The sequence below is a fragment of the Enterococcus sp. DIV0187 genome, from assembly GCF_051713785.1.
GTDB lineage: Bacteria > Bacillota > Bacilli > Lactobacillales > Enterococcaceae > Enterococcus_A > Enterococcus_A avium.
The window spans coordinates 3,645,641-3,667,724 of record NZ_JBIOQO010000001.1 but is presented as its reverse complement, the minus strand read 5'-3'; the positions used below and the strand labels follow the sequence as shown (position 1 = coordinate 3,667,724).

Genomic DNA, 22,084 nt, shown 5'->3' with positions numbered 1-22,084 from the left:
AAGATATTGACTTTATGGTATGATCGAATCAAAGATAAAATGGAGGCGAATACATTTGAAGCATAAAGACCATTACGACGATCAATATATTTTAGAGCTATCAGAAAAATTGACACGAGTCATGCCTGATTTTGATAAGGAAGCTTTTTCTAGTTCTCTGATCGGCAAACTGGAGGATAAGGAATTGTTTGCCCGCTTTGATTTTATTGTTGATGCGCTAGAAACAAATCTTGGATCAGACTATCGAGAAAATCTCCAAGCCTTCTACCAGATTCTCGGACCGGAGTTAGAACAATCAACCGGAATGTTCAGCTTTGGCTGGTGGCTATGGCCGATCGGTCGTTATGTGGAACGACATGGAAATAAAGATTGGAAAGCTTCTTTGGCTTTTTTGAAAGAATTGACCAAACGTTTTACTGGTGAATACGCGATCCGGCCTTTATTAAAAGAACATCCGCAAGAAGTGATGGATGAATTGATCGACTGGAGTAACGATCCGAATGTTCACGTGCGTCGACTAGCCTGTGAAGGAGTGCGAACTCGTCTGCCGTGGTCTGAAAAACTCTATATCGCTTTGGAGGAATTTGATCGTTATGCTGCAATTCTTACAAATTTGAAGGACGATCCTGAAAAATTTGTACAAAAAAGTGTCGGAAATAATCTCAATGATCTCTATAAAGATGCTCCGGAAAAAGCTGACTTTCTTATTAGCGAATGGCAAAAAACACCTACTACAAAAGCACAGGAATGGATCATCAAGCACGGACGCAGAAATCAAAAATAACGATAGACACAAAAAGCTTCCTTCAAAAATATTGAAGGAAGCTTTCTCATATTAATTTACTTTTTTTGCTCGTTTCATTACGAAGGCTAAAAGTACCATAATCCCACCGATCATAGTAACCAATAAACTACTTGATTCTTCACCGGTTTTCGGTAGCTGCTTGCTGCTTTGAGTGCGTGTAGGAACAGTCTTAGTACTTGTCACATTATTTCCTGTACCTGCTACATTTTTGGTTTCATCGTTTGTTTTAGTTGGCTCTTCTGTCGAGCGATTTTTTACAGTCAAAGTGATTGTCTTAGTACTCGTTTCACCTTCTGGTGTAGAAGCGTAAAACTCAATAGTGTGCTCGCCAGCTTCAACTAGCGTATTGTCCGCAACTTTTACTTTGATCTCGCCATTCGTTACTTTGAAACCATCGATCGTATCCGCTGAATTTTCTGTTTTGGCCCAGGCCATGATCATTTCTTCATCTAATTTATCCCCGACATACATCACTTTGTTTTCAACTAAAATGTTTGGTGTACGTTTATCAGCTTTTTCTTTTACTGTAACATCCATTGTTTTCGTAGTTGTCGCACCTGATGCTGCTAATGCTGTATAGGTTACTTTATAGTTACCGGCTTTCGTTGTATCGACAGTTGATTCCGCCCATACACCGACACCGCCTGCTGCACTTGCTTTGGTAAGTGCATCTTCCTTGCCCAACGCATTCAACACATGTGCTTGTGCAAAGCTGTAAGGATCAAACGCTTGACCGACCTCAAGGCTTAATGAGGCTTGCACATCTAACCGAATCGTATCATTCGTATCAAGTATAGTAATGTTCACGACTTTTTTAGTAATCGTATTGTATTCAGAGAGCACCGAAATCTCAACCGCAAGCTTTCCAGGCTTATCAGTCGAATGATGTCCAGCTACTACAATATTAGCTGTGGCAGTAGGTACGATACTTCCGTCAGGTTTTCTAACCACAACACGTTCACGAATCGCTTGGATATAGTCACTACCTTTTGGCAAACTAAAATCTGCAATTTCAAGATCATACATACCGATATTATCTTCAATCACTCGGATAATAGCACTTTGAGTAGCTGTATTTCCTTGCGAATTCGTCACGGAATATGTCAAAAGATATTCACCAACGGTATTAGTGTCCACTGTTCCGGTGACTGTAATCTGGGATGTTAAATCCCCGTCGGTCTTATCGCTAGCACTAACACCTTGCTTAGGATCAAAGCTGCTGCCCTTACGAATACTTTGGGTTGGCAGAATATTGATCGCAGGGTGTGTGTCTGTCGGGTTATTTGGTGGAAATGGATTTACATCTAACGGCTTCACTTCTTTTTTCTCTGTCTCCACTGTTGATGTGTTTGTCTCTTTTTCTGCTTCAACTGCTGTAGCTGTCTCTGTTTTTGGCTTTTCAACTGGGTTCACAGTACTGTTTTCAGTGGCTGGCTTCGTTGCCGTATTTCCAGTGTTTTGGCTACTCTCAGTTGTTGTGTTGGGTACTTCAGTTTTTTGGCTTGAACCTGTGGGATTTTCTTTCACAGGTGCAGCAATACTTGGCTGAGTTTTAGCTGCTTCCTCTACAGTTTTCTCCATTTCGCTAGTTGCTGTTTGAGACTCTTCTGTCGCAAGTGCCGTTGGTGCAGCAAGTAAGGCAGGTACTAACAATCCCGCAAGTGCTGCACATGTTAATTGTTTTCTTTTCATTTTTTTCCCTTTCTCTCTTCTACAAGAGACTTATTTCAACTTAAACCCTTTTTTAAAGCTACTCTCAAATCACATTTAATAAAATCGTTATTTTATATTCCTTCGAACCTGTTAAAAGCACTTATAAAATAACCGCTATAAAAAAATGATAGTAACTTCTTACAAACGATACCATATAAAAATCATTGAATCAACAACGTTTTCAATATTAAATAATCGTCATTATTTTTATTTTATATTATTTTAAAAAACAATAAATAAAGATTCCCTTATTAAAAACAACGTTACTTTTTCTAGTAGAATAAATTTACGCAAGAAACAAATTTAATAATTAAACTCCTTTGTTCAACCTTTAATTTCAAAACAAGCTTTTTGTCTTAAAAATTTTTGTCATCGTTTTCGAGATCAGAGCAAACAAAAAGCGGAAAACAGCTCTAAATAGCCGTCTTCCGCTTTTTCAAAATCAGCAACAATAATAGTATACAAATCCCTGAGAAAAATAAGTAAGGATTAAATTGTTCTCCTGTTTTAGGATAACTGGTGGATACTTGAACATTGACAATTTTTGTATCTGGTTTTTCTTGAGAAGAGATGATTGTCTGCTCCTTTGCTGTTCCTAATAGCCCAGTGACTTGAATCTCACTTTCCACATAAATGCCTCCTTAGTTTAAGGCGTTACAATGGGATTTCCATTCTTATCTAAAGCTTCAAATGCTAAAGTCAACGCATGAGCTGTCTTTTCAGCGTTCTCTTTGTAATACTCATCTTTAGTAGTTCCAGAATATTGGTATAATGTGTCATTCGTATAGCCACCATAAGGATCTGTCTCTACATTTAATTTCCCTTGATTATTTGCCAAGGTTAAAAATGCTCTGCTTCCTGAACCTTTCAAGTCAACCTCCTGATCAGCAGCTGTGTAATCTTTTCCGCTGATTTTTAATTCGTCAACGTTGTTTAAATTTCCAGAAGTGACAGTAAAATCAGCAACAGAAATCTTCACCCCGCGGCCTGAATTATTCTTAATCGAATAATAAGGTGATTCGATGGTTTTATGCGCTGTTTCTTTTGTTGTATAAAAAATATTGGCTGTATCTAGCGTAACGTTAATCCAATCGTCAGAATTCTCATCAATATTTGGTGCGTTTTCATCCTCGTTGTCCTGCCCTAATGAGCCGTTGACGGTAATTGATGCAGAACTTTTCCCATTCACCTCATCCTCTGCTGCATAAATACTTGCTGCCCCGCCAAATAAAATACTACCTAGTAATAGTCCACTAATAATTTTTTTCATTTCCCATTTCTCCATTCATTTTTTAAATTTATTTTTTGATGTGAATCATAATTTTAGCTGCTACCTCTCCTTTCTTTTCTTTGGTTTTATCATCATATAAAGAGAATTTTGCGGTTGCCGGATAATCTCCTTTTGATAATCTCTTTTCTAATTTGGCTTCCTTGACCTCGTATCCTGGTCGGATAGCGCCTGATGTATAGATCAATTCCCCATTGTCGTTACGAGTAATTTCTACGTTAACTGGATAAGCATTATGTGCTGGGTTCTGGATAATCAATTCACCAGCTTGATCGCTGCTTTCAAAAGTCGCTTCTGGCGCAATCACCATATTGAATTTACTTCGGTCAACTTTTTCCTGGGCCATTTTCTTTAATTGTGCACTGCTGATTTTAGAAGCATCCTTGTCATCCGGTAAAAATTCACCACTTATAATTGACACCGGCTTCGCTTCTTCTTTAGTAAAAAAATAGATGCCTACTCCAGCCAAAGTTAATAATAATAGGAGTAAGACTACGAGCCTTTTTTTCTTATCTTTTTGTTTTTCCTGTTCCACTAAGGTTATTCCTTTCTTTCCGCAGTCAAAGTCAATTGATACTGAACTTTCTGCGCTGTTCTTGCATCACCGTAATAGATTCCGGAAAATCCTAACTTAGTAGATGATTTCCCAGCTAAATCTGAAAATGATAACGGTGCTTCATGTAATGAATTTGTTAAAACGCCTAATTTCTGACCTTGCTCTGTCAAATTCAGAAACAAATCTTTTTGATTTCCTTCAACCGCTTGAGATAGCAGCTGAATACCTGAAGGATTTGACAATTCCTGCAAAGCTGTCGCTTGAAGCTTCACTGGAAAAGAACTGTGGTTATCAATCGAATACTCTGCTGCTGCATGAACCGCTTGTTGGTTCTGTCCTTTTTCAGTATAAAAAGCCACCTCAACAGGAAAATTAATATCAAGCATTTCCTGAGTTGTTTTGAAGGGGACTTCCAACCACTCACTCGATTGACTATCAGGATCGGCTTTGATCCGGACATAGAGCCAGTATTCCGTTTGTTCCTTTAGTTTCGAAAAAACTACAGATTCATCCAAATGAACAGCCTGCTTCTGCTCGATGAATCCATCTCCCTCCGCTGCTGGATTAATTGATTTTTGCGCATATAGTTTGAATTCCGTGCGGCTAATTAAGTCATCATTATCATGTAATAGATACTCTGCTAAGTTAAATGTTGCTTCATTGACACCAGCCTCATAATCAACCTTTCGTAATTCGATGGGAGGGTTCAATCGCTTCAGCGTTATACTTTCAGCATTCTGAAGAATTGTCTTTTCTTCGTTTGTGAAATCCGGTGTTTTCGGTTCAACGGTTCGGGTAATATCCTTCAGAATAGTCCAAACACCTGGGTCTAATTGTGGCGTCAGCTTTAAAGGAGCTGTGTCCTCATTCGTAACTATCTCGTACCCATTCGTATCTGCTCCAAATTGGTTGAATGAAAAGGTATTCGAAACACTTGCGAAGCCAATTGGATTGAAATTACTTCCAGCCTTCGCTTTAAAATGCAGACGTTTTGTGTTGTCGATCTCAAATGTAGAACCTTGTCCAACTGTCCGATCAAAAACTGTTTCATCATGAGTCACGTTAAAATTTCCGATCGAATTCGGCAAAAATTTGATTTGACTGCCTACAGCAATTCTTATATTACGGGGATAATTCATAGAAAATTCTGCACCTTCTCCTACAGTAATGAAGCTTGGTTTATCAAAATAGAAGAAATAGCCATTATCAGGATTCGTGCCTGTTACAAGTAATTTAGAATTTTTCCCTAACGAAATACGGCTATTGTTTGTTCCATCAGAGTAGCTAAAGCTATGATTCGAAGTGACATCCAATACGGCATCTTCCTCCAATGTAATACTGCTAGGGTTTTCCGGCAGCCAAAATAAGCCGATCGTCCCACTAGTATTCTGCACAATTTTTGTATGACTACCGGCAGTAAATACAAAATTATTGCACTCAGCAAACTCTTCACCACTTCCCATTGAACCATCCACTTTTTGTTGCATAAAAAGATTGGTTCCATGAAAATAGATTTTTCCTGTAGAATGCCGAAAATAGAAAGGCTGAGCAATTTTATCGGAAAAATAATTGACATTCGTGATATGTAATTCACTCTTTGCAGCACTTCGCATAATGCCATAAAGCCCCTCTGCTCGAACTGTAAAATCTGGTGAGCCAAAGGTCATATTTTGTAGCGTGATGGTTATTCCTGCCGTAGTAGAGTTGAATCCATGTTCTCCGTAATAAGAAATTTGACGGTTATTCCCATCAATCACCACATCGGCTGTGATTGTGGCAGCAGCATTGCCAATCACAAAAACTTCCGAAGATTCTGCTAATTTTATGTAAGGTTCCTTATTTTTTAACGCGAGCTGCAACTCACTTAATGTGCTTACAATCGCCCATGATTCTTCATAGTTCTGAGCTCGAGAGGCAACAGATTCTGTAGGTACACTTGTCGTATCCAAATCAGTTGGTAGCTGGCTCTCAACCTTTTCAGAATCTTCAGTCATTGTTGCACTCTGTTCTGTCTTTTGATTAAATGAAGACTCACTAGTCCTTGTTTCTGCCTGAACATAATTAGTAAAAAACAATCCTAAACTTGTAAAAAAACAAATCAAACTAATATATAATCTTTTATTCATTGTATCGACTCCAAAAATTTTAAAACTTCGCCAATAGTAGTACTATAAATAAAAAATAATCAATTAACAATTTCAAAATAAAACAAAATATTCAATAACACTTGTCATTGAAATTTGTGATTTTAATCATTAATTATTTAAAATAGATATAAATAAATAATAATTACAATTAATATCATCGCGATTTTACCTCTGAAATTATTTGAAAGAAGCCCATAACACTCAAACATTTTCTGCTTTTTTTAAATTTCTGATCGATTATCCCCTCTTTTTTTGATCATTTGTTCTTAAAAAATATTTTTTTGAAGAAATTTGACTAAAATTAAATTGTATTTTGAAGTTAAATTAATAAAAAAAGCTTGATCTGATGTGATCAAGCTAGTAGAGACTTCTTTTCTATTGTTCTTAAGATACGGTAAGAATCATTTTTTCTGTTGGATAATTAATCTCGACAATTTTTTGGCTGGGCAGAAAGCCAAGATTTAATAGTCGCTGCCGATAACCAATATCCAATTTATCGGATTCCCTAAAGGTTGTCGTATAAAGCAGCTGCGGTCTTTTTTCACTGATTACACTCGTGAGTAGTTTTTTCTCTAGATCCAATTCCCAACATGTGGGTAATACTGTGAGGTTCTCGATTTTTTGCATCTTGGAGTCAAGCAGCAGTAATCCAACAATTCGTCCTTTTGCCCAAGCTAGATAACAATTCCCTTCATTAATAAACATATGTAATGAATGAAGATACGCCTCCTTCTCTAAGTAAGGAAGGGCCCCTCGCATCAGTTGAGCAAATGCAAGAATCAGTTCTTGCTCCTTTATTTTCCCCTGGCGAATTTGAATATCTTGCTTTTCAACCCAAAGCAGATAGTCAGCTGCGATAAAAGGTTCCTGAATGAAGAAATCCTTTTTCTGCAAACGAAAACGGTTCGGTGTAAGCTTATAAAGCTCTTCGAAGGCTTTCGTAAAGGCCTGCTGGCTCTGATACCCCAGTTGCACCGCTATCTCAAGAATTCTCTGATCTGAATAAAGTAACCCTTTGGCAGCCTCATTCAATCGGCGGCGCTTGATATAGTTATAAAGAGATTGATGAGTCGTCTCTTTGAATTCATGCAGCAGATAATATTTTGAATAGTGAAGCTGCTTCGCTAGTTCTTCCAGTGTCATCTTTTCATGAAGATGCTCCTCCACATACGCTGTAATGCTGGTTACCAACTGAGAATTATTCATTGATCTCACTTCCTTTGAAGAAAATAAAGAGCGTGCATCGCTCGTGTTGCGGCAACGAATAATTGCTTTCTGCCTAATAAGCCAGGATATGTTGCTTCGTCTGCGTCAACCACGATTACCGCATCAAACTCCAGACCTTTCGACTGAACAAGGGGGCAAATGGATAGATTTTCCTGTAAGCTTGTCGATTCATCCGCCAACACTTCGCAGGCTAGTCCTTGACTTTCTAATAGCTCTCGCCATTCATGCGCTCGTGCTAAGGTCTTTGTAATTAAAGCAATCGTTGCTAATTCCTGTTTTCTTAACTGTTCGACTAATTCTATTATACTTGATATTTCCTCCGACTGAGAACCAACCATCCGTTTTTCTGGTTTCCTACCATGGCGCAAAACCGGTTCAATCGTTTGATCCCCAATAATTTTTTTCGCACAGGAAATAATCTCATAGGTCGAGCGATAGCTTTTTGTCAGGTAAATCGATTGGGCGCTTGGGTAATAATTTTGTACGTCGGATAAATGCATCTCATTGATCGTAGTCAAGGACTGAGTAAAATCACCAATTAGCAATACCGGACAGGTAAACATTTTTTTGAATACTTCAAACTGGATCGGTGTGTAGTCCTGCATCTCATCGATAATCAAATAGCGAATCGTTGAAAATTCATCCACCCCTTCAAGAAATAGTCGAATATAAATAATCGGGAATAAATCAGAGTAGCTTAGGGCTTTTCGCATTTCAAATCCTTGCTCTGCTAAAAAACTTTGATAAAGTTTAGTGCTATTGGTATTGTTGAACATTTTCTTCAAACGACTGACTAGTTGTTTTTTCGTCGGTTTTCTTTTTGGCTGAAATGGGCGGACACGCAGATTTTCCAAAATATCCTCTGCGATTAGTTGAAAGCGTTGAAAAATCGATTTCTTATGATACGCCTTGTATCGCTTAAGAATAAACTCCGCATCGTATTCGTAATCACCGATTAAGATCGGGTGTGGAGAGAAGTTTTCGATTTCTTTAAGATAGGTCTTCAAATCAGCAACACATTTCTTGGTAGAGAGATATCGAACTCGTTCGTTTAGTTGCGGCTGTTTTTCTAAATAGAGCATTTCAATTTCCTGAAAACGAGAAGGAACATTGTCAGTTCCAGCTATTCTTTGTCCAAACTCATCAATCGTCCATTCAGTCACTGGCTCTTCACCCAGTTCAGGCAGCACCTGTGCGATAAACCTGCTAAATGTACGATTGGGAGAAAGAATCATCACTTGATCTGACGTAATACGATTGCGAAAATGATAAAGTAAAAAAGCGATACGATGCAGCGCAATGGATGTTTTACCTGATCCTGCCACTCCTTGGATGATCATATCCTTTGAGCGGCTATCGCGAATCACTTGATTTTGCTCCTTTTGGATCGTGCTGATGATGGTCGACATCTGTCCGCCCTTTTGCTGCCGCAGTTCATTTTGCAGCACCTCATCAAAAACTGTCGTGTCAGACTCCACTACATAATCGATTGCCCCATCCTTAAACTTGATCTGCCGTTTTCGTTGAATGTCACCAGAGACTGTTCCTGCTGGCGTTTGAAAATGTGCTTCTCCTAAGTCATAATCATAGAAAATACTCGCAATTGGCGCTCGCCAATCATAGATCAACAGTCCCTCTTCCTTCGTTGAAAATGAAAAAGAGCCTACATAGATTTTTTCCGCTGTCTGTTCACCGTCATAAACAAAATCCACTCGAGTGAAGTAAGGATTCTTTTTTTGTTTCTCCAAGCGAATCAATTGTTTTCCGCTAACCGTCTCCGCTACTTGCTGCTGATCTAAAAGTCGTGAATTGATAAACATTTCATGAGGATCGATCTCTCCCTTATAATCAACCAGATACTGATGAAATTGCTGCGTTTCCGTTGAGAAATGAAGCAATTCCTGCTGAAGACTGGTTTCCTTTTCCTCAATCTCCTTACGAATGGCTTGCCATTCCTGCTGCTCTTCCATTAAACTGTCCATCGTAATCACCTCTCACAATTGTGGTCAAATAAATAGTATAAATGAGAGGTAGAACTTTTTTTGCATCAATGTTGTGGTCTTTTTTAAGAGACATACGTTCAGATAAATAAACTTGATATTGTTGAAAGAAAAAAGCGAGATGCATTGTTGTGCATCCCGTTTATTTTGGAAAATTTATTTAAATGAAGGGTAAAAGATCATTCGTTAAGTATTTAGAAAATTTTTAGTTTATCAATGTCACTACATATTTGGTCGCGCTAACGCCTTTTTTCAATTCGTTTAAAACGGTTGGGATTGAAGATAATTCTGTTCCCATTACTTGGACTTTAGGAGCCGGAACGAATTGTTTCGTACTGAATGCTTCAGGCAAATACTCTTTGAAGATCGCTGTTCCCACCTCAGTATTTCGTATATCGCTGCCCCAGATAGAAGATAGTTGAACATTGCGTGTATTTCTGAACAATGATCCTAATTTAGTTAATAGCGCTGGTTGTGCACAGGCAATTTTCGTTTTAGTCGTAGACCCTTTAAGGATTTTTAGAGCAGACTGAAGAGAATTTTGGACAATAGCGAATATCCCGCTTAAAGGAGCACCACTAAGACAATCAGCAATTTTTTCTTCTACGTTTGCCTCATGATAGTCAAACACAAATTCAGCCCCAAGTGATTTAACATAAGCAAAATTCTTGGCAGAAGCAGTGGTGATCACACGGTAGCCAGCGGCAGCGGCTAACTGAATCGCGTTACTACCAACTGCGGAGGAGCCTCCTAAAATGACAACAAATTGATCACGTTTAACTGGATCAACCTTTGGAAGTCTCAAACCAAGATGTTCCCTTTCAAATAAACCTGTAGCTGCGGTTGATAACGCGATGGGCAACCCCGCAGCGGCTGAATAGTCGATAAATGCGGGAATAGGCGAAGTCATTTTTTCATTTAGCAGGCAATAATTCTGAAAGGCCCCTTCTTTTGAAGAATTTACCTCTTTCTCGGTTCCCAAAGCAAGTCCCATCACACGATCACCCACCTTGAACGTGGTGACCTCACTTCCAACCTCGACAACTTCGCCTGAAACATCTCCGCCTACGATTGCTGGATAGTTCAACCAAGGCATGATCAGTCTACGCTGCATTCCTTGAAGAGCATCAACAACGTTCATTCCTAGAGCATGAACCTTCACAGTCATTTGTTCGCTTCCTGGATGTGGATAGTCTGCTTTAGCAACCTCGAATTTTGCAGAGGCACTCTTCAACCACAAAGCTTCGTTCATGATTGAATCCTTTGAATAATTACTCATCTTCATTCTCCTTTAGTGAATTGATCGCACTAAGTACCTGCTCCATATTCTTAATTAGTGACGAGGCATTTTCTTCACCCATTTGCTTAATAATCTTTTTGATAGCCAATTGAATAGTTTTTACTACTTTTTTTGCGTGAGCTTCTCCCTTATCCGTAAGTACTACTCGAACTTTTCTACGATCTTCTAAATCTAGTTTTCTAGCTATTTCACCACTTTTTTCTAATTCATTTAGAAAAGTGGTGATGCGGGCAGGTGGCAAATTGCAGGCTTTACTAATCTCACTAGGCAGCACCTCTCCTTCTAAGTATTGAGATAAATAAACGAGTACAAGTGCTCTTCCTTCAGAATATTTTCTCAATTCTTTGACCGCTTCCGTATTTTTTATTGCTATGTACGTTGAGTAAAACTCATTTACTAATTCGTCCATTCTCTACTTCCTCCTAATCGATAGTCCTTTATCTCTTTATATAATTATAAAACAAAATTATTCTATTGTAAAATAGTTTCGTTTTGTAACTAAATTCCGAAGCACTAAATGATCGAGAAAATATGAATACTTTCGATTGAACAAAAAAACGAGACTTTACTACTCGTCTCGTTCTCGTGAATCTTATTGTTTTTAATCGTTACGATTTGTCGGAATTATTTTAGACCTTTTACAAAGCGTTCCGTGATTTCCTTAGGTCGTGTGATGGCGCCGCCTACGACGATTCCACACACGCCCATGGCTTGAATCTTTTTCGCTTGTTCCGGTGTATGGATCTGTCCTTCAGCAATCACAGGCAGGTTGGCCTCGACTAATTTTTCAATCAATTCATAATCTGGACCCTGAGCTGTTCGGGTAGCTGTCTCAGCTGTGTACCCGCTTAATGTCGTCCCAACAAAATCAGCGCCAGCTTCAAAAGCATTCATTCCTTCTTCAAAGGTAGCGATGTCCGCCATCAATAATTGATCCGGATAGTTCTCCTTGATCTGTTGAATGAATTGATTGATCGTCAATCCATCGTGACGTTTACGCAGGGTACAGTCCAAGGCGATCACCTCCACACCTGTTTCTACTAGCGCATCGACTTCCTGCATACTAGCAGTAATAAAGGGTTCCTCTGGCGGATATTGTTTTTTGATCAAGCCGATCATCGGCAGGTCCACCACAGCTTTGATCTCCCGGATATCTCGTACAGAATTTGCCCGAATCGCTACCGCGCCACCTTCTTTTGCTGCTAAGGCTAAGAGCGGCATCACTCCGCCTTTTTCACTATATAATGGTTCCCCCGGTAAAGCCTGACAGGAAACGATTAAGCCATTTTTTATTACGGTCAAAAATTCTTCTCTAGTCATTTACTTCTCTCCAATCCAGTCTTTACATGATTCCCGTATTATCCAAATAATACTAAAAGATTAACATGACCAAAAAAATCTGTATAGACAAAAAAAGTTCTCACCTCAAAAATCTCAAGGTGAGAACGTGATTAATCTTTTTCTATCGCAACCAAACTCTGTTTCAGCTTTATGACTTTCTCCCTGTAAGAGCCTGCTTCTTCATTGAATAAGGCAGAGGTTCCCACTACATAAAGGTTCGCGCCATATTTGCTGATCGCTGGAGCCGTCACTGAATTGATATTGCCATCCACTTCTATCAGCGGTTTGATTGGCCTCGTTTCCAGCTGACGATTCAAGCGTTTGAGTTTCTCCAAAACCTTTAACTGAAACTTTTGTCCTGCGAATCCTGGATTAACGGTCATTACAAGAATCAGTTCGATGGAATCAAGGTAAGGAAAAAGCATTTCGATCGGCGTCTCAGGATTGAGCGCAATCCCAGCTTTGATCCCTTTGTCATGAATCTTCTTCAATAGTGTTGCCGGTTCCTTTGTCGTCTCGATATGAAACGTCAGATAGTCAGGTGCCAGTGGGGCAAACATTTCAAAGTATTTCTCTGGATCAACACAGGCCAAATGAACATCAGTAGTGAATTTTCCTGTCTGAATGATCGGTTCTAAGACATAAGGCGCCATCGCCAAGTTGTTGACATAAACACCATCCATCACATCGCAATGCAGCCAATCGATTCCGGCTGCCTCCAAATCCTGCAATTCTTGTCCTAATGCTAGTTGATTTCCACACATGATTGATGCTGCGATTTTTTCCATTTCCGCTCCTCCATCAATGATTACACTAAAAGCTACGGCTTCATAAAAATCTCCATCGCTGCTTTTACATTATCCTTCATTGCTGCGGTGGCACTTAGCGAAAGCTCATCGAAGAAAACAGAATCGCCTGAATTCTTTTCCAAGCATTCCTGAACAGCCTTGCCAGCAGCTTTATTCATGTAGGTATAATAGTTGATTTTACAGATGCCGTTTTTGATGGCGGTTCGATAATTTTCTTCTGAAACACCTGAACCGCCATGCATGACGAAAGGCACATCAATTTTTTCTTTGATTTGCAGGATTCGATTTAAATCAAGCTTCGGCTCCTTCAAATAAATCCCATGAACAGTACCAAAACCAATCGCCAAACAATCGACACCGGTCTCTTCAACAAATGCTTTGGCTAAATCAGGATCAGTGTAAACATCCTCTAAGTCTTCGTAATCTTCACTTGAATCAGAGCCTCTGCCCTCACCGCCGCCGACAGCTGAGGTGAAAATATGTCCTAGCTCGGCTTCAACACTCACGCCAGCCGCATGAGCGATTTTGACAATTTCCTTCGTTTCTTCTAGATTCACCTCGTATTCCTTGCTGGAGGCATCATACATCACCGAGGTGAAACCTAAGCGAATCGCCTTAACGCACATTTCATAGGAGGCTCCATGATCCAAATGTACCGCTACTGGAACCTTCGCCGCTTTAGCATATTGCAGCATGATCGGCCCGATCTCTTCCAACCCAATCAGATTTTCATGAACCTCGGCATGCTGCAAAATAACCGGGGAACCCAGTTCTTCAGCTGCTTGAATCACACCGCGGATTGCTTCAAGATTCGGTACGTTAAAGGCTCCGACCGCATACTTTCCTTCCTTCGCATCTTTTAACAGTTCGTTCAATGTTACTAACATGAATCTTCCTCCTCGTTTTATTTACTAAAACGATATTCAAGATTTGTTGAGAAAACATCGGTATAGACATAGGAAAGTTCAATCGGCTTCCCTTCCCAATAAGCCATGTTATTTACGACCATGACCACAGCAGGATTAGAAATGTTCAAATATTCTATTTCTGAATAATTCGCCATTCGAGCACTTACCCGTTGACTGACGATTTCTGGAAAGATTTCAAATTGATTTAAAACCTTCCAAAGCGATTTATCTGTTAAATCAAAGGAACCGATCTCTGGACAGCGATTGAGGGGAATGAAGCTTTCTGATAAAGAATAGACCGCGCCGTCGACACTCCGTAAACGCAAAAGATAGAAAACGTACTCATTTTCCGCTATCTTAAGCTCTCTACTTAATTTTTGATCTGCTTGGATCACGTTTTTCTTCAGCACTTTAGAGCTGATTTTCTTTTTACGTGAAACAATGTCCTCATAAAACCCAGAAATATGCATACTCGAAACAATCTTGACATCTCGATTGGGAATAATATACCCTTTTCCTTCTATATAAGTAACAATGCCTTGTCTTTCCAGTGACTCTAACGCACGCTTGATTGTTGTCCTGCTCACATTGAAACTTTCTGATAGCTTTCGTTCACTGGGAAGCGGTTTTCCTTGTCCGCTCAACACTTTGGCTAAATTTTGAATATCATCACTGATTTTTTTATACTTTGGAATAAACTCTTCCACTTTATAATCCTCCCTTCACTCGTCTTGTCTTGGATAGGGAGATCCTAAAGATTTCTATCAAAACAGACAGGCAGCTACATAATAAATTATTATTCGATCAATTGGATTTTCACTATTGATTATAACTGATTTTTTATACAACTACCTACCATACTATAGTTGCCGATGTTACTTTTTTTGTTTTACAGCTTAAAATCTTACTACCACACGATATTTATCCCCTTTGATCGCGGATTCAAATCCCTTCACGATTTCTTCAAATGAAACGATTTCGCTGATAAATGGGCGCATGTCTATTACCCGTTCGCTGATCATTCTGGATGCCCGAACAAAATCACGACTGTTCGAATTAGCTGTTCCAGCGATGGAATAGCCGCCTTTATGCAGCTTGTCGGGACTAAAGCTAACGGGTTCGTCTGGATAGAAGGATGAATAAAGGATCACTTTACCAGTATTCGACACCAATTCCACCACTTCTTCCGCTACGCTATGAATCGGAGTTGTATCAAAGACTACATTCGCTCCTAAATTGCGGCTGATTTCTTTGACCTTTGCCGAAAGATTTTCTTTAGAAGAATCAACGATATAGTGAGCGCCAATTTTTTTTGCCAGTGCCAATCGCTCTGGATTTAAATCGCAAGCAAGAACGCGTGCGCCGCTTTTCACTGCCAACGCAACGTGCAGCAAGCCCATGATGCCACAGCCGATGACCACCACAAAATCCCCATATTGGATATCCGCGGTCTCGCAGCTATGAACCACGCATGACAACGGTTCGGTTAAAGCCGCTTCTTCAGGCGTTACGCCAAAATAATGAAAAAGATGCTTCGGCTCTACCAGCATATACTCTGATAATCCCCCCATCCCCTTGTGCGGAAGTCCTTCTAGATGCTTACTGTGATTGAAATCGATACAGTTCTGTTCCTCACCGCTCTTACAAAAATCACAGTCCCCACAAGCGAGGTTTGTGCCGAAAACGACTTTATCGCCAATCTGCCATTTCGTCGGATCAATTTTATTTCCTAGCGCCACAATCTCTGCTGCGATCTCATGTCCTCCGATGAACGGATATTCGACTTTTTTTACCCCCGTATATACCCGCTGCTCCCAAGTACAAAGCGCGCAGGTCTCAATTTTTATCAGAATTTTATTTTCTGAAACCTCCGGTAATTGACACTCCTCAATTCGCAAATCCTTGATTCCATAAAAAACTGCTGTCTTCATTTTCTGTCCCCTTCCTAACGATTGCCTAGAATATATTGAATGCGCCAAACAGCACACCAATAGCCACTAAAATCAGCATCACCCTCGTCGACTTCATTTTTCTATTTTTAAGCAGATACAGCGTCAGTAAAGTGATTCCCAGAGGCAGGATTCCTTTGAATAATTTATCTAGAATATCTTCCTGCAGCCCGAGCTTCACGGCACCGACCTTGATCACAAACGGAGAAGAAACAGAGACGAAATTGGCCGTCAAGGCGCCCAAAACAATCGCTCCCATTGCCGATGCTCCGGTGATCAAATACTGTAGAATATTGCTGCTGAGGATTTTTTCGATCCCGGCTTTCCCCATCTTGTATCCCTGCATCCAGACAAAATAAGCAAGTGAAAACATGATACCGAACATTAATAATCCATAAACAACGGGTCCCATCAGGTTTCCTTCAGCACCAAGACTGACACCGAAGGCCAGCAAGATAGGCGTCAATGTCCCCTGCCATAAGGTGTCGCCGATCCCGGCAAAAGGTCCCATCAAACCTGTCTTGATCCCATTGATGGCATCATCCGTGATCGGGGCGCCATTTGCCCGGTCCTCCTCCATTGCAATGACCATCCCGCAAATAATTCCACCGAAATGCGGTTCCGTATTAAAGAACGCCATGTGTCTCTTCAATGCATTTCGATATTCTTCTGGATCATCGGCATAAAGCTTTTTAATAATCGGACTCAGAGAATGAACGAGTCCCGTTGCTTCCAGTCGTTCGTAGTTATAATTCGCGTGACTGAAAAAAGTCCAACGCCAAAAGGAGCGAGTGACATCCTTTTTTGATAATTCCTTTTTTGGTTTTTGAACTTCATTTTCTAATGATTGCTCCATCTTTTTTCCTCCTAACTAAAACCGCCGATTTCATTTCTAGGTGTGATGGTGTAAAGATACGCAATAATCGCACCTAAAACAGCAATGACGATAACATCCAACCCCATGTAGATCGACATCACAAACCCTAAAATGAAAAACAGCATGGTATTCGGCCGATTGATCGAACGCAAATTCATCGCGATTCCCAGCGCTGGTAATAACCCGCCGATTACTTGGAGCACGTGCAGCGGCGTTCCTTCTAAATACCCGAGAATCGTTGTGACCGCTCCTGCACCATAATAGGCTGCTAAGGTAACTGGGATGACACTAATCAGAAACAGAATGATCTGCGGTGGTACCACATGTAAAAAATTGATCCGATCCAGATTTCCTTCATCAGCTGCTTTATCCGCCATATGAACAAAGAAAACATCAATCGTCATATGAGCCACCCAGATGACGGTTCCTAATAGTCCGATAGGCATAGCCAAAGTTACAGCCGTTTGCGGGTCAGCTCCCGAAGCGATCGCTAACGCTGTTCCCAAAGTCCCTGCTAATCCAGGATCAACCGGTGCTGTCCCGCCAGCCGAAATGAACGCAATATAAGGCAATTGGATCGCTGCACCAATAATCACACCCTGAACGGGGTCTCCTAAAATAATTCCTACAACTGTTCCAGCGCCCAAAGGCTTCTGCATGAAGGAAATGCTTCCTAATAACGAGAGCCAAGGCGTCCCTGTTACGCCTAGGTAATAAACAACCCCAATTAAAATTGCTTGAATAAAAGAAATTTCCATTGATACCCCTCCCTAAGTTAATAGTTTCGCTACATCAATCGCTTTGTCTTCTGCAATGATCTGAATGGTGACCGTTGCCCCATGATCGATCAGCTTTTTGAGACTGGCTTTCTCCTCTGAAGAAGCCGAAATATTTTTATAAAATTTTGTTCGGCCTTCCTTTGCACCCATGCCGCCAATATTTACTTTTTCCAATGCGATGCCCTGCTCCATCAATTCAACATAAGCCCCAGGTGATTTTGCCAAAAGAATGACCTTATCTGATGCTGCTAGTTGCTTGATGGCTTCAACACCATCATAAATACCAAAGACTTCTGTTTTGATATTCGCCGGCGCTACAGATGTCATGATCATCTTTAGAAACGTATCATTCGCTGTTTCATCGTCCACAATAATAATTCGATTAGCCCCAGTGTAGTTGAGCCATGAGGTCATAACCTGACCATGAATCAAGCGATCATCAATTCTTGCTAATACAATACTCATTATTAATCCCCTGCCTTTGCGATTAAATTGTTATATACTTCGTTCAAATCTTGAAGGCTTTCTTTGCCGCTGACTAACGCGGTTTTAGCCAATGCCTCGATATCGGTTGAAAACTCACGATTCACCACGATTTCCAACAGCATCGCCATGTTCACGCCCGAAAGCACTTTCATTTTGTTTGTTGTTAAAAGCTTCATTACTTCATTTCCGGGAGTTCCGCCATAAAAATCTACTAACACAATCACTCCTTCTCCAGTATCCAACGCTTCAACTTTTTCCTGAATCTCCTCCTTCAGTCGAACAGGACTATCTCCATGATACAAACCAACGGACGCAGAACACTTTACTTCCCCAGCAATAATGGCAATTGAATTCAACAGCGACTTCCCTAAATCCCCATGAGTAACAACTAACAGACCAATCAAACAAAACCTCTCCTTCCAAAAAGCCTTTGGTTCTAAAAAAGAACCATTGGCACTATTCACAAATCAAATATATATCCGTTTCATTTTTTTGTCAATAATTTTTTGAAACCATTTTCAAAAAGCGGAAAATGAGTTCTGTATACAAACAAAAGAATCGTATCCATTTTCAAAAAAATATCTTTTATTTGTATATTTGGCTTTATAACTAATAAGATTTTCACATTCTCTGCTAGTTAGATGGTAACTTTTCAATGGTTCAAAAAAAGTCAGTTCTGCTTTTAATACTCAAAGCAAAACTGACTCACTTACCTATTCAATTGTTCAAAAAAATTTGTTTTATTCCTTGATCTTCGTCGCAGCTAAACTAAAGTCTGCGATTGCAGTTCTAGTTTTTACGATATCTGAAGTTTCATTGGTCAGTACGACAATCGCAAATGGATTATCTTCCGTCAAAACCAACCCGATATCATTTTCAACATTTTGCTGTTCACCCGTAATATTTGCTACGGGGATGTTGTCCGGCAATTTTGCAGGAATCTTTGTGCGAATAACTTGGCCTTTCAAAATATCTAACATGGTCTTTTGTGGTTCTTTATCACGACTGTCATAGATTTTTTTCAGTAATTTCATGCAGTCATTTAAAGAAGTATAGTTGTCCTTGTCAGTACTTCGAACATTAATATCCACCATACGACGTTCAATGTATGTATCAGCATATCCCTGATCCTTGAAATAGCTGTTCATATTCCCCATCCCATAATGATCGATTAAAACATTGGTCGCATTGATATCATTTTGTTGGATCATCGGCGTTAACCACTCATTCAACGGTTTATCTTCAATCACTTGATTATTGCCATCCTTTTGAGCCAGAGCATAATCCATAATGAAGAGTTCAATGATATTCGCTGCGATCGTTCGTTCAGAATTCTTGCTAGAAAACTCCTGCTTAGTCTTTAAATATTGCACACCGTAATAGACTTTCCCCGCGCTTTTTGTTAATTCTGAAGCATCTAGTTTAGCGGTGGTTTTCTTTTTAGCCTTTGAAGCAGATTTTTTCTCAGCGCTTGCCTGCTTTTTACTTGAACTTGAGGTCTTGGTCTTTTTCTTTGAAGTTTCCGTTGTTTTTTTCTTTTTAGCCTTCTTCTCAGAACTCTTTTTAGTTGTTTTCTTTGTACTGCTTGCGGCAGGCTGCTCTTTTGATGATGATTGACTTTCTTTCGCGGTGACTGTTTCCTTTGGTTTTTCAGCTGTATTATTTAAAATGCGCGTCACCCCAAAATAAACGCCACCTGCCAACAGAAGCGCCGCCAGACCGACCACGACATATTTTCCTTTAGATTTTTCATTTGGATCCGTATGTCTTCCCAAATCCTTCACCTTCTCCCTTTCAGTACTTACGTTTCATTCAATAATTAGTTTATCATATTTCATTTATAAAATAATTTCTTTTAGAAAAGAATATGTGATTTATAAATTTTAAGCATTATTGCTGAAGGGATTCTTTACTTTTTAAGGGATTTCTAAACTTGGTTAATATATTAGACTGTATTTTTATCATACCTACGAATCAGTGCACCCAATTACTTTAACTTTTTGCGCAAAGAAGCCTGTCCTATGAAAATAGAACAGACTTCTTAGTTTATTTATTTTTGATTTTTGGATCAAGGTAATCGCGTAATCCGTCACCAACAAAGTTGGCCCCAATTGACATAGAAAAGATCGCGACACCTGGGAAAGTTGAGATCCACCAATAGTTCATATTACTCACACCATCAGATACCATCGAACCCCATTCAGGTGTTGGCGGTTGTGTTCCTAAACCTAAAAAGCTTAACCCCGAGAAGGTTACAATGGCATTCCCAATATCCAGAGTCGCCATAACTAATAATGAGCCTAACGCATTTGGTACAATTTCTTTGACTAGGATGCGCAAATGACTCGCTCCTAATACCTTTGAGGCAACAATGTACTCGTTTTCCTTCAAGGTGATGACGAGACTACGCATTAATCGGGCATAGTTGGGCCACCAAATAATTGTCATCGCCAGCACTGAGTTAAAGATACTTGGGCCTAAAGCCGCAGCAATCACCATCGCTAAAACTAATGGTGGGAATGCAGCAATCAACTCCGCAAAACGCATCATGATATCATCGATGATGCCGCCGACATAGCCGGCGATCCCGCCGTAAATCGTGCCAATGACGATCGTAATACAGACCGTCACCAAACCTGCAGTAATCGACACACGACTTCCCATCAACACACGCGAGAATACATCGCGCCCTAGCTCATCTGTTCCTAGGAAATGTCCCGCTGAGCCTGGCGATAAAAAACGTTCCATCATATCTTGTGCCAAGGGATTCCGCGGTACGATCAGCGGAGCAAGAACTGCAACGAGCACCCATAACACGCAGATGACGATTCCTAATTTGAATAAAAAGTTTTTTTGCTTCAGTAGTCGTTTCATTAGCTGTACCTCACTCTCGGATCGATGACCCCATAAAGAATGTCAATCACGAGATTCAGTATCACATTTATCATCGCGATCAATAATGAAACGCCGCAGATTGCCGGAAAATCAAGTGTCGTGGCTGAAAGATAAGCATACTGTCCTATTCCCGGCCACGAAAAGATTTTTTCAACAAAGACCATTCCGCCTAACAAGTTACTAAAGCCCATTCCCATAACAGTAATTACAGGAATTAGGGCATTTCCTAACGCATGGCGCAGGACGATCTGTCGCTGCGAAAGTCCTTTCGCTTTAGCAGTTCGAATATAGTCTAATGAAGAAACTTCCAAGAGATTCGAGCGTGTCTGCCGTGAGATCAACCCCATCGTAAAGAAGCCAAGAACGATTGCCGGCAAAATCAAATGGGACAGCGCGTCATTGAATAGCGCCCAATTGCCACTGGTTAAGGCATCCCAAACATAAAGTCCGGTTCCTCCCGTTGGTGCCGATATTCGCGAACTGACTCGCCCGCCTCCAGGAAACAAATGCCATTTGGAATAAAACAGCAACAACATGACTAGCGCGAACCAAAAGTTCGGGATCGAAACCCCGCTGATTGAGATCGTACGAACTAGATAATCAAACGGCTTGTTGCGATAGACTGCTGAGATGATTCCAAATGTGATCCCGAATAGAACAGCGATCAGCATCGCCATGATGGATAGTTCTAAAGTCGCAGGGAAAAACTGTTTCAAATCACTGATAACAGGATTACCGGTGCGAATCGAAGTTCCTAAATCTCCCCGCAACAAATTACTTAGATAAATAAAGTATTGTTCCATTAGCGGCTTGTCCAAACCCCAGCGCGCTTTGTAAGCCGCCACGGCTGCAGGATCGCTCATCGCATTTGGACTCATATTGGATGCAATCGGATCACTGGGAACGAGATGCGAGATCATGAATACTAAGAACGTCACCCCAATGATCAAAAAGCAAACAAATAGTAAGCGCCGTAATAAAAATCTAGCCATATTTCTCATACA

At 40.2% G+C, this 22,084-nt stretch carries 22 protein-coding genes; 1 reads left to right on the top strand and 21 read right to left on the bottom strand.

What is annotated here, in order from left to right; all coding sequences use genetic code 11:
* Nucleotides 1-55: 55 nt before the first annotated feature.
* The gene (locus IGI52_RS17880; protein WP_216407664.1) at nucleotides 56-784 is read left to right on the top strand and encodes a DNA alkylation repair protein; all 729 of its coding nucleotides are present in this window, start codon (nucleotides 56-58) and stop codon (nucleotides 782-784) included.
* Between the two features lie 51 nt (nucleotides 785-835).
* On the opposite strand, the gene IGI52_RS17875 is transcribed toward IGI52_RS17880, so the two are convergent.
* The 21 genes from IGI52_RS17875 to IGI52_RS17775 all read right to left on the bottom strand — a co-directional run bounded on the left by IGI52_RS17875 (nucleotide 836) and on the right by IGI52_RS17775 (nucleotide 22,081).
* Nucleotides 836-2,497, bottom strand: a complete 1,662-nt coding sequence (locus IGI52_RS17875; protein WP_438781984.1) for an immunoglobulin-like domain-containing protein — start codon at nucleotides 2,495-2,497, stop codon at nucleotides 836-838.
* Nucleotides 2,498-2,931: 434 nt separating this feature from the next.
* The gene (locus IGI52_RS17870; RefSeq protein WP_438781983.1) at nucleotides 2,932-3,147 is read right to left on the bottom strand and encodes an LPXTG cell wall anchor domain-containing protein; all 216 of its coding nucleotides are present in this window, start codon (nucleotides 3,145-3,147) and stop codon (nucleotides 2,932-2,934) included.
* A gap of 17 nt (nucleotides 3,148-3,164) precedes the next feature.
* Complete coding sequence (locus tag IGI52_RS17865; RefSeq protein WP_438781982.1) at nucleotides 3,165-3,788, bottom strand: hypothetical protein; 624 nt, start codon at nucleotides 3,786-3,788, stop codon at nucleotides 3,165-3,167.
* A 28-nt stretch (nucleotides 3,789-3,816) separates the two neighbouring features.
* Nucleotides 3,817-4,341, bottom strand: a complete 525-nt coding sequence (locus IGI52_RS17860) for a hypothetical protein (protein WP_438781981.1) — start codon at nucleotides 4,339-4,341, stop codon at nucleotides 3,817-3,819.
* A gap of 5 nt (nucleotides 4,342-4,346) precedes the next feature.
* Nucleotides 4,347-6,488 carry a hypothetical protein gene (locus IGI52_RS17855; RefSeq protein WP_438781980.1) on the bottom strand — a complete coding sequence of 714 codons (2,142 nt, stop codon included), beginning with the start codon at nucleotides 6,486-6,488 and terminating at the stop codon, nucleotides 4,347-4,349.
* Nucleotides 6,489-6,893: 405 nt separating this feature from the next.
* Nucleotides 6,894-7,715, bottom strand: a complete 822-nt coding sequence (locus IGI52_RS17850; RefSeq protein ID WP_438781979.1) for a helix-turn-helix transcriptional regulator — start codon at nucleotides 7,713-7,715, stop codon at nucleotides 6,894-6,896.
* Nucleotides 7,716-7,720: 5 nt separating this feature from the next.
* The gene (locus IGI52_RS17845; RefSeq protein WP_438781978.1) at nucleotides 7,721-9,718 is read right to left on the bottom strand and encodes a HelD family protein; all 1,998 of its coding nucleotides are present in this window, start codon (nucleotides 9,716-9,718) and stop codon (nucleotides 7,721-7,723) included.
* Between the two features lie 223 nt (nucleotides 9,719-9,941).
* Entirely contained in the window at nucleotides 9,942-11,015 is a 1,074-nt protein-coding gene (locus IGI52_RS17840; RefSeq protein ID WP_438781977.1) for a zinc-binding alcohol dehydrogenase family protein, read from the bottom strand.
* Nucleotides 11,008-11,445, bottom strand: a complete 438-nt coding sequence (locus IGI52_RS17835; RefSeq protein ID WP_438781976.1) for a MarR family winged helix-turn-helix transcriptional regulator — start codon at nucleotides 11,443-11,445, stop codon at nucleotides 11,008-11,010. The genes IGI52_RS17840 and IGI52_RS17835 overlap by 8 nt, the downstream gene beginning before the upstream one ends.
* Before the next feature lie 215 nt (nucleotides 11,446-11,660).
* On the bottom strand, nucleotides 11,661-12,356 hold the full coding sequence (locus IGI52_RS17830) for an N-acetylmannosamine-6-phosphate 2-epimerase (RefSeq protein WP_438781975.1): 696 nt from the start codon (nucleotides 12,354-12,356) through the stop codon (nucleotides 11,661-11,663).
* A gap of 131 nt (nucleotides 12,357-12,487) precedes the next feature.
* A complete protein-coding gene (locus IGI52_RS17825; RefSeq protein ID WP_438781974.1) occupies nucleotides 12,488-13,165 on the bottom strand; it encodes a ribulose-phosphate 3-epimerase in 678 nt (225 codons plus the stop codon).
* 32 nt (nucleotides 13,166-13,197) lie between these two features.
* On the bottom strand, nucleotides 13,198-14,073 hold the full coding sequence (locus IGI52_RS17820; RefSeq protein WP_438781973.1) for a class II fructose-bisphosphate aldolase: 876 nt from the start codon (nucleotides 14,071-14,073) through the stop codon (nucleotides 13,198-13,200).
* A gap of 17 nt (nucleotides 14,074-14,090) precedes the next feature.
* Nucleotides 14,091-14,801, bottom strand: a complete 711-nt coding sequence (locus tag IGI52_RS17815) for a GntR family transcriptional regulator (RefSeq protein WP_438781972.1) — start codon at nucleotides 14,799-14,801, stop codon at nucleotides 14,091-14,093.
* Between the two features lie 189 nt (nucleotides 14,802-14,990).
* Nucleotides 14,991-16,025 (bottom strand): zinc-dependent alcohol dehydrogenase, encoded by a 1,035-nt coding sequence (locus IGI52_RS17810; RefSeq protein ID WP_438781971.1) that lies wholly within the window; start codon nucleotides 16,023-16,025, stop codon nucleotides 14,991-14,993.
* A 25-nt stretch (nucleotides 16,026-16,050) separates the two neighbouring features.
* Nucleotides 16,051-16,899, bottom strand: coding sequence for a PTS system mannose/fructose/sorbose family transporter subunit IID (locus IGI52_RS17805; RefSeq protein ID WP_216407694.1), 849 nt, complete (start codon nucleotides 16,897-16,899; stop codon nucleotides 16,051-16,053).
* A gap of 11 nt (nucleotides 16,900-16,910) precedes the next feature.
* Nucleotides 16,911-17,678 carry a PTS mannose/fructose/sorbose/N-acetylgalactosamine transporter subunit IIC gene (locus tag IGI52_RS17800; RefSeq protein WP_438781970.1) on the bottom strand — a complete coding sequence of 256 codons (768 nt, stop codon included), beginning with the start codon at nucleotides 17,676-17,678 and terminating at the stop codon, nucleotides 16,911-16,913.
* 12 nt (nucleotides 17,679-17,690) lie between these two features.
* On the bottom strand, nucleotides 17,691-18,164 hold the full coding sequence (locus IGI52_RS17795) for a PTS system mannose/fructose/N-acetylgalactosamine-transporter subunit IIB (protein WP_438781969.1): 474 nt from the start codon (nucleotides 18,162-18,164) through the stop codon (nucleotides 17,691-17,693).
* A 2-nt stretch (nucleotides 18,165-18,166) separates the two neighbouring features.
* Complete coding sequence (locus tag IGI52_RS17790; protein ID WP_438781968.1) at nucleotides 18,167-18,589, bottom strand: PTS sugar transporter subunit IIA; 423 nt, start codon at nucleotides 18,587-18,589, stop codon at nucleotides 18,167-18,169.
* A 336-nt stretch (nucleotides 18,590-18,925) separates the two neighbouring features.
* Entirely contained in the window at nucleotides 18,926-19,969 is a 1,044-nt protein-coding gene (locus tag IGI52_RS17785) for a serine hydrolase (protein ID WP_438781967.1), read from the bottom strand.
* 262 nt (nucleotides 19,970-20,231) lie between these two features.
* Nucleotides 20,232-21,059 carry an ABC transporter permease gene (locus tag IGI52_RS17780; protein ID WP_438781966.1) on the bottom strand — a complete coding sequence of 276 codons (828 nt, stop codon included), beginning with the start codon at nucleotides 21,057-21,059 and terminating at the stop codon, nucleotides 20,232-20,234.
* Nucleotides 21,059-22,081, bottom strand: a complete 1,023-nt coding sequence (locus IGI52_RS17775) for an ABC transporter permease (protein ID WP_016181005.1) — start codon at nucleotides 22,079-22,081, stop codon at nucleotides 21,059-21,061. Before IGI52_RS17775 ends, IGI52_RS17780 begins: the two co-directional genes overlap by 1 nt.
* Between the last annotated feature and the right edge of the window lie 3 nt (nucleotides 22,082-22,084).